Genomic DNA, 12,124 nt, shown 5'->3' on the forward strand with positions numbered 1-12,124 from the left:
TGATGTCGAGCGTGACGAAATCATCTTCGCTGTGTATCATAATCGAAAAGATGGAAGAAAAGTTCGGACCGGGGCGATGAAACGACGTTCCTCCGGGATATATGAGGAGATGATCCGGTGTCGGTAGCGACGTTTTTCCAGGTTCTCGGAGGGGTCGGACTGTTCCTGTACGGAATCAAGCTGACCAGCGATTCCCTGCAGGCCCTTTCGGGAGACCGGCTGCGGCAGATCGTGGGATCCCTGACGCGGACGCCGGTCCGCGGCGTCCTGATCGGGGCGGGCGTCACGATGCTCATGCAGAGCAGCAGCGCCACGACGGTCATGACGGTGAGTTTCGTCCACGCCGGGCTCATGACGCTCAAGGAAGCGGTCGGCGTCATCATGGGGGCGAACATAGGGACGACACTCACGGCGCAGATCATCGCGTTCAAGATCAAGGACCTCGCGCTTCCAGCGGTCGGCATCGGAATGCTCCTCGCGCTCTTCGGAAAGACCAAGCGGCAGCGCTACATCGGAAACGGGCTCGTCGGATTCGGCCTCATCTTCATGGGGATGCAGACGATGGAGCATTCGATGAATTTCCTGAGGGACCGGAAGGATCTTTTCCTCGCCTTCAGCTCGAATCCCCTCCTTGGCGTCCTCGTCGGTACCGTCGTCACGATGCTCGTCCAGGCAAGTTCGGCGACGATCGGACTCACGATGGCGATGGCGTCGCAGGGACTCCTCTCGCTCGACGCGGCCATCCCGATCATTCTCGGCGACAATATCGGGACGACGATCACCGCCGTGCTCGCGTCCATCGGTGCGAACCGGTCGGCGAAACAGGCCGCGGCGGCGCACGTTCTCTTCAACGTCATCGGCGTCGTCATTTTCGTCTCGGCTCTGCCCCTCTTCGAATCGATCGTCGCCCGAACGTCAACGGACATCGCCCGCCAGCTCGCCAACACGCACTCGCTTTTCAACTGCATCAACACCCTGATTTTCCTTCCCTTCACGGGACTTTACGCCAAGGTCATCACATTTCTCGTCCCGAACAGAGAGACCGTTGCCTATCGCGGGCCGCAGTTCCTCGACGAAAAACTCATCCAGGCTTCGCCGGCCGCGGCTATCGACGCCGTAAAGGCCGAAATCGTCCACATGGGGCGTCTCGCGCACGAGATGTTTCTCTACGTGCGTACTGCTTTCATCGAGGACAATCCGAAGATGATCGACGAGGTCAACGAGACGGAGAAGAGCGTGAACGCGCTCAACCACGCGATCAACCGCTACGCGACGGAAATCTGGCAACGGGGGGTTTCGAGTGAACTGTCGCAGGTCCTCGCATCCTACGTGAACGGCGTCGGAGACATCGAGCGTATCGGCGATCACGCACAGAACCTGATCGAACTATACGACTACAAGCGCGAGAACGGCGTCGAGTTCTCCCAGATCGCGCGCGACGAATTCGAGGATATGTTTCGTTCCGTCGAGCGTGCCGTCTGTCTGAGTCTCGAGTCGTTCGCCGAGGAAAACCCCGCGAAGGCGCGCGAGGTTATCGACGTCCTCGAAGAGGAGATCGACCGCAAGGAAAAGACCATGCGCAAGAGCCACATCGCGCGACTGAACCACGGGGAGTGCAACCCGCCGGCAGGGGTCATCTTCATCGATATCCTGAGCAATATGGAGCGCATCGGGGACCACGCCCATAATTTCTCGTTCATCGCTCTCGATATCGCAAAGCTGCACTCCTGATCAGTCGCATTCGACAAGCCATTTCCGATACTTCTTCGGCAGATGGGAGCGTTGCAGGTCCGGATTCCTGCGGAACGCGATCGCGGCGTTTCTGAAGTACTGCCGGAACAGATCCTGAACGGTCTGTTCCTCTTCTGTCTCCTTCGGCCGCGACGGAGGGTCGAACGGCGCGGTCTCCCACGTTCCTTCGCCGTGGAGGATGGCCTCTTTCCTGCGGACGTCGTGGATGACGAACCGTTCGAGGGGAAGACGGGCGGCGAAGTGTCCGCCGAGGAGCGGAAGAATGTGAAAGTCGGGTTCGATCGGCGCGTACAGCACCTCGCCGATATCGCGGAACCTGACGAGCCCAAGGAAACGACGCCGCTCTCCGGCGACGCGACGGGCGGCTTCGTGAACGGCGGCGACGGACTCGTCCGCGAGGCGGCGGCCGAGTCGCGCGCCTTCGCGCCACGCGAGTGCGAGATACCGGAGAACGTGTACGTCGATTCCAGGCAGCTCCGAGAGGAACGCGTGGTACGCCCCGGCTGCCGTCCGGAAGGACGTCCGCTCCCGCAGGGCGCGGGAGACGGACATCGCGACGCGTTCGTCCGTCAGGATCTCCTCGGGAGAGAAAAGACATCTCTGCCCGTCTTTGGGCCGGAGAATATCGTCCGGCTCGCGTCCGTCCCGCGCGACCTTCAGGAGCAGACACAGGAAGCCGTTGTACGTCCCGTCGTACCGATAGATTGTCATGCCATGTCGAGGACGAGCTGGTTCACGGAAGGTCGCTTTCCGGAGCCCGAGAGGAGTCGCCTCCGGAGAACCGGGACCGGGATTCGGGGATCTCCGCAGAAACGCCCCGAACACGCGATGAAGTGACGCGCCCTTGAGTATACGATGCCGAGACGGACGAGGTTATCAGGCGTCAGCGTCCGCGCCGAGCGGGCCGCGAGAATCCGTTTCGCCGAACGGACGCCGATTCCGGGAACTCGAAGGAGCGTCTCGTACGGGGCGGTGTTGATCTCGACAGGAAAGATATTCATGTTCCGGAGCGCCCATGTCGCCTTCGGATCCAGCAACTCGTCGAAGTCCGGAGCGGATTCGTCGAGAAGTTCGTCCGCCGAGAAGCCGTAGAACCGCAGGAGCCAGTCCGCCTGGTAGAGACGGTGTTCGCGGAGCAGGGGCGGCTTCGCGAGCACCGGAAGGAGCGGATTTTCCGATACGGGGACGAACGCGGAGTAGTAGACGCGGCGAAGGCCGAAACGACGGTAGAGCCCCTCGGAGAGCCTGAGAATCGTCAGATCGGATTCCGGTGACGCGCCGACGATGATCTGGGTGCTTTGCCCGGCGGGGGCGAACCGGGGCGTAGCGTGCCCCCGGAGCGCAAGGCGTCGTTCCTGCCCGTTTTCGATGATCCTTCTCCCGATGTATTCCATCGGATGGAGAATCGCGTCGCGGTTCTTCTGCGGCGCGAGCGCGTTCAGGCTTCGTTCCGACGGGAGTTCTATGTTGACGCTGACGCGATCCGCGAGGCGTCCCACGCGTTCGACGAGTTCCGCTGACGAACCCGGGATGGTCTTCGCGTGAATGTACCCGTTGAACCCGTGGAGACTTCGAAGCAGCGTAAGCGTGGTCGCGATGCGTTCCATCGTTTCGTCCGGAGAGCCGAGGACGCCGGAGCTCAGAAAGAGGCCTTCGATGTAGTTTCTCCGGTAGAATTCCATCGTCAGATCAGCGATCTCGCCCGGCGAGAAGACCGCGCGGGGAACGTCGCTGCTCCGGCGGTTGACGCAGTAGGCGCAGTCGTACGCGCAGACGTTCGTCATGAGGATCTTGAGGAGGGAAACGCAGCGCCCGTCCTCCGTCCACGTGTGGCAGACGCCTCCCGGAACGGTGCTTCCCGTTCCCCCTGCGTTCCGGCGCCGGCTGCCGGAGGAGGCGCAGGAAGCGTCGTATTTGGCCGCGTCGGAGAGTACGGAAAGCTTCGTGACCGTATCCATGGATTGCCCTCCTTCGATAATGTTGACCCAATGTTATCACATTATTTCAGAGAAAAGAAGATTATAATAGGCGGGTCCAGAGACCCTTGTGAGGAGAGCTGCCTGGGTGAACTTCCTGTGGAAGCCATTCAAACGATTTGCGACTCTTCCGCCGGCGACGGCGTTTCTCTGCCTGTCGCTGACGGGCCTGTTCGTCGTGGCCGCCGTTCTCTTCTTCCTCGACCGGGAGTCCGTTGACAGACAGAGGAAGGTCATCAACGCGTACCAGGCGCAGCAGGTCGGTACCGCACAGGTCGGAATCGAGGATCGGATCGGATGCATTCTCGCGGCGGAGCGCTTTCTCTCCGGAAACGTCTTTCGTTCAGGTGCCCGCTCATGGGATGATTCAGGTATGATCGGGAACATGCTTCTCGCGATGGCGTCCGGAACTCCAGATGTCGCCGGCTATTTCTATCTCGGTTCTGACGGCCGCGTCACAAAGGCCTTCGCCGCGCATCCCGGAGCCGCCGGGACGGAAAAGCTCGCAGCGGAGACCGCGAAGGCCTTTCTCGACGGCAAGTCGGTCTCCGACCGGGAATTCCCCGTGACGGGACCATTCGACACGGCGTCGGGGAGCCGGTACATGCCACTGGTCGACCAGATCCGGGAGGGCGGGAAGACGACGGGGGTTCTCGTCACGGTGATCGATGTGGAAAACATCGTCAGCCGCTATGTCGCTCCGATCCGTTCCGGCCCGGACGGACGCACGACTCTCATGGACACTTCCGGGCTGATCCTGTACGACAGAGACCCCTCCCTGTCGGGACAGATGCTCTCCCGGACGGCTGCGAAGCATCGTCCGGAAATTGTGGCTCTCTCCGAACGGATTGCCAGGGAAACATCGGGGACCGCCGAAGTCCGCCTCCCGGGCGACTCCGGGGAGACGTGCCGTCTCGTTGCGTGGGCCGGAATCCACCTCGCGGACCGCACCCTCCGTCTCCTGATGTCGACGACGGACCTGCAGGTCAACCGCTCCCTGTCGGAACTCCGGAAGAACAGAAACCTCCTCGGCGTGTCGCTCTTCCTCTTCATCTGCGCGTCAGCGGCTCTTCTCCTCCGATTCCGTTCATTGCGGGACCTGCGCGAACGGAAGGGGGAGCTCGAACGGATCGCCACGGATCAGGACACTCTGCTCGAAATCTTCAAGTTCTTCGGAGAGTGCGTGACCGTCAACGACCTCTACCTCGTCCTCAACGGATCGCTCGCGTCGATCCTGAAATTCCGGAACTTCGTCATCGGTCTCAGGACATCGCGACGCGGCGACGATACGGTCGTCATCGATTCGCTCGGGGACGTGACAGCGAGTTGTCAGGCCGATTTCCTCGCATCGGGGAAGGGCATCATCGGGCACGTGATGCGAACCGGCGAGCCCTACAACGCGGGAGATCTCTCCGTCGATCCCCATTACGTCCCCCACAACGGCGAGGCGCGTTCGCTGCTCGTGGTGCCGGTCGTCTACAAACAGTTCCAGTGGGGGATCATCGGGATCGAGGGACATCTCGTCAATGAGTTCGGAGAGAGGGAGACTCGGATCCTCGGCATCGTCGCGTCATACATCGCGCTGCATATGGAGGAGATGGAGGCCCGACGCGAACTGGACCAGAGGGCGGGGCAGTTCCGCTTCCTCAACCGCTTCGCCCGGGAGATCGCGGGCGAGCGCAACAGCCGCGCGTTGTGCACCCGCGTGACGAAGGTTCTCGCCCACGATCTCGGGTTTCCCTGGGTGGGGTATTACGAGACCTCGTCGGACGGAGGCGCGCTGCGTCCCGAACCGGCGGAGTCGCAGTACGCGGGCGACGAACGGCAGGCCGGAATCGCGGACTGCCGCGAACTCGCCGAACGGGCTGCGCTCCTGCGTCTTCCGCGACGCGAGAGCTATTCGTCGGGAATCGTCTATAAAATGGCCATTCCGCTGCAGTTCGGCAATACGCTGTACGGAGTCCTCTGCGCCGTGAACGAACGCGGCTTCTCGGGGACTGATTCCGATCTGTTCGAGATCACGGCGGAGCACATGAGCACGTTTCTGGCGCTGAACAATCTCATCGAGCGACGGCGGCAGGAGGCCATGACCGACGCGCTGACCGGAGTGTGGAACCGCCGGTACATCATGCGGCGGCTCGAGGAGGAATCCGGTCGTCCGAAGTCGGATGACCGGCCGGGATGCGTTGCTATCGCCGATCTCGGGAATTTCAAGGGGATCAACGACCGGTACGGACATCTCGTCGGGGACGAGGTGCTCCGGAAGACAGCGTCGGCCCTTCGCGACCGTCTGCGCGACGGCGACATGATCGGCCGGTACGGGGGCGACGAATTCCTGTTCTACCTCTCCGGCGTCTCGCGCGAGGAAGCGGAGGAGACGATGGAGGATCTCGCGCAGGTCGCGGTATCGGTGCATGTCCCCGGGGTCGCGCTTCCCGTCGTCCTCGACTGGGGGATAGCGTTCTGCCCCGGAGACGCGGACAATCTTCTCGACGTTGTCAGAATCGCGGATGAACGCATGTACCAACGCAAAAGCGAACGAAAACGACGGCAGGGAGAGTGACGGATATGACGGCGATCGCGCATTTCGGCATCACGGTCGGGGATCTCGACAGGTCCATCGCGTTCTACAGAGATGTTCTCGGTTTCGGAGTCGGCCCGACGATCGAGCGCCCGGGGGATTACGCCGAACGCCTGACGGGAGTTTCCGGAGCCCGGCTCGCGATCGTGGCGGTTTCGTCTCCCGGCGCTTCCGTTTTTCTCGAACTCGTGCAGTATCTCGACGGCGCCGGAACGCGCGCGAAAACCCGCCCGTGCGATTCCGGAACGGCGCACGTCTGCTTTACGACCGATCGTTTCGACGAGACGACAGCGGCGCTCGAAACGGCGGGAGTTCCTTTTCTCGGCGAGGTCTGCCGCATTCCCGCGGGGCCGCGTGCCGGCAAGCGCGTCGTCTACCTGCGCGATCCCGACGACGTCGTGCTCGAACTCGTCGAGGGATGACCCCGTCCGAAATCCTCGTCCAGGCAGCGGACGAGCGTCGCTTCCCTCGATTCCCTCACGGCGGCGAGTGATTCCGCCGACCAGTCGTAGAGCCCGCCCCCCGTCTTCGCGCCGAGACGTCCGGCGGCGACGGCCGATTCGAGCGCTTCGGGAGGGGTGACGTTTCCGGAGAGATCCGGGAAGAGGTACCGGCTGATCGACAGAAAGACGTCGAGCCCGCCGAGGTCGGCGGTTTCGAAGGGGCCCGTGTCGCGGAACCTTCGTCCGATGCCGTTCCGGACGGTTTCGTCGACGTCCTCCATCGAGGCGGCGCCCGTCTCGACGATATGAAACGCCTCGCGCAGCAGCGCGAACTGCAGCCGGTTCCCGATGAACCCGGCGATCTCCCGCCGCAGGACGACGGGTTTCTTTCCGAGCGACCGGAGGATGTCCGCGATCCGGGGAGCGAGCCCCCGATCCGTCGTCGGTCCGGGGACGACTTCGACGAGCGGAATCAGGTGGGGCGGGTTCCAGAAGTGAGTGACGACGAACCGCTCCGGGTGCTTCATGTCCGCCGCGAGAACCGACGGCATCAGCCCCGACGTGTTCGAGAGGATCGGGACGTCCGGCGCGACGAGACGTTCAGCCACGGCGTAGATCGCCTTCTTGACTTCGATATCCTCCGGCGCGGACTCCATCACGAGATCGGCACCCACTGCGGCCTCGGCGAGCCCGTCGCGCGGATGGAGGCGCTCCTTCGCGTCCCGGATGGCCTCGCGACGCGCGATTCCCGATCGTTCGAGAAGGTCGAGCGCGGAGAACGCCCGTTCCCTTCCGGCCAGGGACTTTGCCATATCCCGTCCGGCGAGCATGACTTCGTGCCCTCCGAGGGCGAAGACGGCCGCCGTCGGGGCTCCCATCGTTCCGCATCCAAGCGCGCTAATGCGCATGAGTATCCCTCCCCGTTTTTCTTTTCCGCCGTTCATTATAGAATCTGAGCCGGTAGATCGATATCCCGGAAGGAGTGATTCCATGCGGGTTCGAAGTATGATTCTTTATGCGGCTCTTTTTGTGTCGGCTCTGGCCTCCGCCGTGTCCGCCGAAGCGGCCTCCACGCTCTCGACCTACCGGAACGCGCGGTTCGGCTACGCGGTGGATGTCCCTTCGGAGTTCAGAATGGGCGAAGCTCCCGTAAACAACGACGGACGCGTCTTTTACGATCCCTCCTCCGAAGGCGTCATTTCCGTGTTCGGCATGTACAACGCGCTCGGGGCGTCCCGCGAGTCGTACGCGACGGAGCGAGAAGAGGACTGGAGAGGACTCGGTGGAACGGTCACGTACAGGGCGAAACGGGAGAACTGGTTCGTGCTTTCGGGAACGGTCGGCGGAGACATCTTCTACGAACGCGTCATCTTTTCGGCCGACGGCGATACGATCGCGACGCTTCTGGTCCGCTATCCGAAGTCCGAAAAGGCGCGTTTCGATCCGCTCGTGGCACGGGCCTCCCGGACGCTGCGTTTTCTTCGTGCGGAGTGACGGCCCGTTTGTTGTGGAGTCGGAACGTCGTTCCGTCATATAATCGAACCCATTCCTGCACCGCGCCCAGGCGCCGTCCCACCGCAGGAGATTCGGAGGGAGAGAGATGCAGTATACCGGGAAAATAGAACGCTTGGGTCTGTTCCATCTCCGTTCGGTTCGGGAGGATATTCCCGTTCCCCTTCTCGTCGAGGAATCGCTCGGCAGGGGGGAATCGACGCTTGCGTCAAACGGCGCGCTCGCACTGTTCGGCGAGCGGACGGGGCGGTCGCCGCAGGACAAGTATATCGTCCGCAACGCGGCGAGTGCCGGCGTCCACTGGGGAGACGTGAACACCCCGATGGATCCCGGGGTCTTCGATACCCTTCTCGATCTGTCCCGCTCGTACCTTCAGGGACGGGATCTGTTCATCTTCAACGGGTACGCGGGAGCTGACCCGGCATACCGCCTCCGGATCCGGGTCGTCAGCGACTTCGCGTGGATCGCACTGTTCTCGAGGACGCTGTTCATCCCCCGCGATCTTCAGGACGACCACGATGCGGATGCCGACTTCACGGTCGTGGCAATGCCGAAGCTTGCGGCTCCGGGATACGAGCGGCTTGGTCTCAGGTCTCCCGCCTTCGTCGCGATCGATTTCGAACTCCGGATCGTCCTGATCGGCGGCACGGAGTACGCGGGCGAGGTGAAGAAGAGCGTTTTTTCCATCATGAACGCCCTGATGCCCGCTCGCGGCGTGCTGCCGATGCACTGCTCCGCGAATGTCGGGTTGCGCGGCGACACGGCCCTTTTCTTCGGACTCTCGGGTACGGGAAAAACGACGCTGTCGGCGGACCCGGCCAGACGACTCGTCGGCGACGACGAGCATGGATGGAGCCCGAACGGAGTCTTCAACTTCGAGGGGGGATGCTACGCGAAATGCATCAGGCTCTCCCGGGAGGCCGAGCCCCAGATCTACGGCGCGATCAGGTTCGGATCAATCATCGAGAATGTCGTCCTCGACGAAAACAGGGATCCCGACTACGATTCCGATCGTTATACGGAAAACACGCGGGCGACCTACCCCGTGGGGCATATCGGAAACGCGCTCGTTCCTGGAACGGCGGGGCATCCGAAAAACATCTTCTTTCTCGCCGCGGACGCGTTCGGCGTTCTGCCTCCGATCGTACGGCTTTCGGCCGAGGAAGCCATGTACCATTTCCTCTCGGGCTATACGGCGAAGGTCGCGGGGACCGAGGCCGGTCTCAGAGAGCCCCAGGCCACCTTTTCGGCGTGTTTCGGGTCTCCTTTCCTGCCGCTGCATCCGTTCACCTATGCGTCCATGCTCGGGGAGCTTCTGAAAACGCACGGGACGAGGGTATGGCTCGTCAACACCGGATGGAGCGGCGGCCCTTATGGCGTCGGCGTCCGGACTCCGATTCACGTGACGCGGGCATTGCTGTCGGCGGCTCTCAACGGCGACCTCGACCGGACGGAATACGTTCCGGACCCGATCTTCCGGTTCCAGGTACCCCAGCGATGCTCCGGGATTCCCGACGAACTCCTGAACCCGCGGCGGATGTGGAAGGACCTCGCGACGTACGAAGAGGCGGCTCTCGGGCTCGCGAAGCGGTTCGCGTCGAATTTTTCGATCTTCTCCTCGAAGGTGTCACCGGAGGTCGTCGCGGTCGGTCCGATCATCCGGTCGTAGCGACGGAAAGAGCTTCGGGCGAACGGTGATGTCCTTCTCGGTAGCGGAGACGATTCTCGCGTTCGGAGCGGCGACGCTCGTCGCGCTTCTGCTGTTTCTGCTGGTGCGTATCCGCGAAAGTGCGCGCGCCGCGGAGGACATCGGAGAGACCCTGAACGACATGCGCGACGACCGCGATCGGGATGTCCGTCTCCAGGCTGAGGCGCTCGCGGCGTTGCGCGAGGAGTTGCGCGCGTCGACGCGCGAGAACAGGGAAGAACTGGGGGCGGCCCTGGACAGTCAGGGGCACGTCCTCTCGTCCCGTCTCTCGGAAATCGCGATGCTTCAGAAGGGGCAGCTCGAGACGTTCACGAACCAGCTGTCACGCCTGACGGAATCGAATTCGTCGAAGCTCGACGGTATCCGCGACGCGGTCGACAGACGGCTCGGCGAACTCGACGCGAGGAACGAACAGAAGCTCGACCAGATCCGTTCGGTCGTCGACGAAAAACTGAACGCGACGCTCGAACAGCGCCTCGGAGAGGCGTTCCGAAGCGTTGCCGACCGCCTCGAACGCGTCCACCAGGGGCTTGGGGAGATGCGCGTCCTCGCGGCCGACGTCGGAGATCTCAAGAAGGTGCTCTCGAACGTCAAGACGCGCGGTACCTGGGGGGAAATCCAGCTCGGCTGCCTGCTCGAACAGCTTCTCTCGCCGGAACAGTACGCGACAAACGTCTGCACGCGGCCGAATTCGACCGAACGCGTCGAATTCGCGATCCGGCTGCCCGGTAAAGGAGAGGAGCCCGTCTGGCTTCCGCTCGATTCGAAGTTCCCCCAGGAGGACTACCTGCGCCTCCTCGCCGCGCAGGACGCCGCCGATCCGGAGGCGGCGCGTTCCTGCCGGAGGCAGCTCGAAAAACGGGTCCTCTCGGAGGCGAGGAATATCCGGGAAAAGTACGTCGAGCCTCCGTATACGACCGACTTCGCGATCCTCTTCGTTCCGGTCGAGGGCCTCTACGCGGAAGTCCTTCGGATCGACGGACTCTGCGAGACGCTCATGCGCGAGTCGCGGGTCGTCGTGGCCGGACCGACGACGGTAGCCGCGCTCCTCAACAGCCTGCAGACCGGGTTCCGGACGCTCGCCATCGAGAAACGTTCGGCCGAGGTATGGGGACTTCTCGGACAGGTGAAGACGGAATTCGGAACCTTTGCCGCGGTCCTCGAAAAAACCCATCGCAAGCTGCTCGAGGCCGGCGATTCGCTCGAGGGAGCCGCGAGGAAGAGCCGCGCGATCGAACGCAGGCTCCGCTCCCTCGAAGTCTATCCCGAAGCGGGAATTCCGTCCGGGACCGGGGATATCGCCGACGGGCCGGAGGCCGTGCCCCCGCCCGTCCCTTCCGGAGAAAACCGGAGCTAGAACTGCGTCGAGTGCAGATAGGGCGCGGGATCGACGACGCGTCCGTGCCGCAGGACGCTGAAGTGGACGTGATTGCACGTCGCGCGGCCGGTACGACCGACGGTCGCGATCTTCTGCCCGCGGCGGACGTGGCCCCCCACCTTCACGGAAAATCCGAGGCAGTGGCAGTAGCGGGTGACGAACCCGTTCCCGTGGTCGATCGTGACGGTTTTGCCGTACCCGCGCTGGGATGCGGCCGAGACGACCTTCCCGTCGAGCGCCGCGACGATGGAAGTTCCCCTCGGGGCGGGAATGTCGATTCCGTCGTGGAAGTGGCCTCGCCGCGAACGACCGCCCCTGCGGACTCCGAACGGAGAGCTGACCGTTCCCTTCACGGGCCAGGTCATGATGCGCGATACCACCATCGCGGTCGAACGCGGCTGTTCCTTCGGTCCGGGGAGGCGGATTTCCTGCCGTCGTCCGGCGGAATCTGGAACCGTTCCCTTTTTTCTGGCGAGAACTTCGGTGAGAACCGCGCAGGCGTCGTCGTCGGTCTTCGGGATCAGCAGAGTCGCGCCCGGCTCGAGATCGCCGCCTTTGTGGACGGCGTTCGCGAAGCGGAGATTCTTCTCGGAGATCCCGTGCGCTCGCGCTATCGAGTCGAGCGTGTCTCCGGAAACGACCCGGTACTGCGTCCATGGCTCCGTTGCGGGAGCGGAAAGGGCCGGCGATGCGAACCCGAAGAACAGAAGAATGAATGCGAGGAATGGAATGAAAGTGCGTTCTTGCGTTTTATGCGTCATACAGGTGCCCTCC

General features: G+C 62.9%; 10 protein-coding genes. 6 read left to right on the forward strand and 4 right to left on the reverse strand.

Annotated features, from left to right (window positions below):
• Nucleotides 1-117 precede the first annotated feature (117 nt).
• Nucleotides 118-1,731, forward strand: coding sequence for a Na/Pi cotransporter family protein (locus ACZ5IU_RS11270; protein ID WP_464417330.1), 1,614 nt, complete (start codon nucleotides 118-120; stop codon nucleotides 1,729-1,731).
• Here ACZ5IU_RS11270 and ACZ5IU_RS11275 read toward each other — a convergent pair whose 3' ends face one another.
• Both ACZ5IU_RS11275 and ACZ5IU_RS11280 read right to left on the reverse strand, forming a co-directional pair.
• Nucleotides 1,732-2,463: a TIGR03915 family putative DNA repair protein gene (locus tag ACZ5IU_RS11275; protein ID WP_464417332.1), complete on the reverse strand. Its 732-nt coding sequence runs from the start codon at nucleotides 2,461-2,463 to the stop codon at nucleotides 1,732-1,734.
• Entirely contained in the window at nucleotides 2,460-3,710 is a 1,251-nt protein-coding gene (locus ACZ5IU_RS11280) for a putative DNA modification/repair radical SAM protein (RefSeq protein ID WP_464417334.1), read from the reverse strand. The genes ACZ5IU_RS11275 and ACZ5IU_RS11280 overlap by 4 nt, the downstream gene beginning before the upstream one ends.
• Nucleotides 3,711-3,816: 106 nt before the next feature.
• Between ACZ5IU_RS11280 and ACZ5IU_RS11285 the strand changes: the two genes are divergently transcribed.
• Together ACZ5IU_RS11285 and ACZ5IU_RS11290 are read left to right on the forward strand one after the other, a co-directional pair.
• Nucleotides 3,817-6,291 (forward strand): diguanylate cyclase, encoded by a 2,475-nt coding sequence (locus tag ACZ5IU_RS11285; RefSeq protein ID WP_464417336.1) that lies wholly within the window; start codon nucleotides 3,817-3,819, stop codon nucleotides 6,289-6,291.
• Nucleotides 6,292-6,296: 5 nt separating this feature from the next.
• The gene (locus ACZ5IU_RS11290; protein WP_464417338.1) at nucleotides 6,297-6,731 is read left to right on the forward strand and encodes a VOC family protein; all 435 of its coding nucleotides are present in this window, start codon (nucleotides 6,297-6,299) and stop codon (nucleotides 6,729-6,731) included.
• Here ACZ5IU_RS11290 and ACZ5IU_RS11295 read toward each other — a convergent pair.
• Nucleotides 6,683-7,660: a 3-hydroxyacyl-CoA dehydrogenase family protein gene (locus tag ACZ5IU_RS11295; protein WP_464417340.1), complete on the reverse strand. Its 978-nt coding sequence runs from the start codon at nucleotides 7,658-7,660 to the stop codon at nucleotides 6,683-6,685. The genes ACZ5IU_RS11290 and ACZ5IU_RS11295 overlap by 49 nt on opposite strands.
• Before the next feature lie 82 nt (nucleotides 7,661-7,742).
• On the opposite strand from ACZ5IU_RS11295, the gene ACZ5IU_RS11300 reads away from it, so the two are divergent.
• From ACZ5IU_RS11300 to ACZ5IU_RS11310, 3 genes are all read left to right on the forward strand, one after another.
• Nucleotides 7,743-8,246, forward strand: a complete 504-nt coding sequence (locus tag ACZ5IU_RS11300) for a hypothetical protein (protein WP_464417342.1) — start codon at nucleotides 7,743-7,745, stop codon at nucleotides 8,244-8,246.
• A 106-nt stretch (nucleotides 8,247-8,352) separates the two neighbouring features.
• Nucleotides 8,353-9,933, forward strand: a complete 1,581-nt coding sequence (gene pckA, locus ACZ5IU_RS11305; RefSeq protein ID WP_464417344.1) for a phosphoenolpyruvate carboxykinase (ATP) — start codon at nucleotides 8,353-8,355, stop codon at nucleotides 9,931-9,933.
• A gap of 28 nt (nucleotides 9,934-9,961) precedes the next feature.
• Nucleotides 9,962-11,329 (forward strand): DNA recombination protein RmuC, encoded by a 1,368-nt coding sequence (locus ACZ5IU_RS11310; RefSeq protein WP_464417346.1) that lies wholly within the window; start codon nucleotides 9,962-9,964, stop codon nucleotides 11,327-11,329.
• Here ACZ5IU_RS11310 and ACZ5IU_RS11315 read toward each other — a convergent pair.
• Nucleotides 11,326-12,111, reverse strand: a complete 786-nt coding sequence (locus tag ACZ5IU_RS11315; RefSeq protein ID WP_464417348.1) for a LysM peptidoglycan-binding domain-containing M23 family metallopeptidase — start codon at nucleotides 12,109-12,111, stop codon at nucleotides 11,326-11,328. The two genes, ACZ5IU_RS11310 and ACZ5IU_RS11315, sit on opposite strands and share 4 nt — an antisense overlap.
• Nucleotides 12,112-12,124 lie beyond the last annotated feature (13 nt).

This window comes from Lactivibrio alcoholicus, from assembly GCF_055390895.1.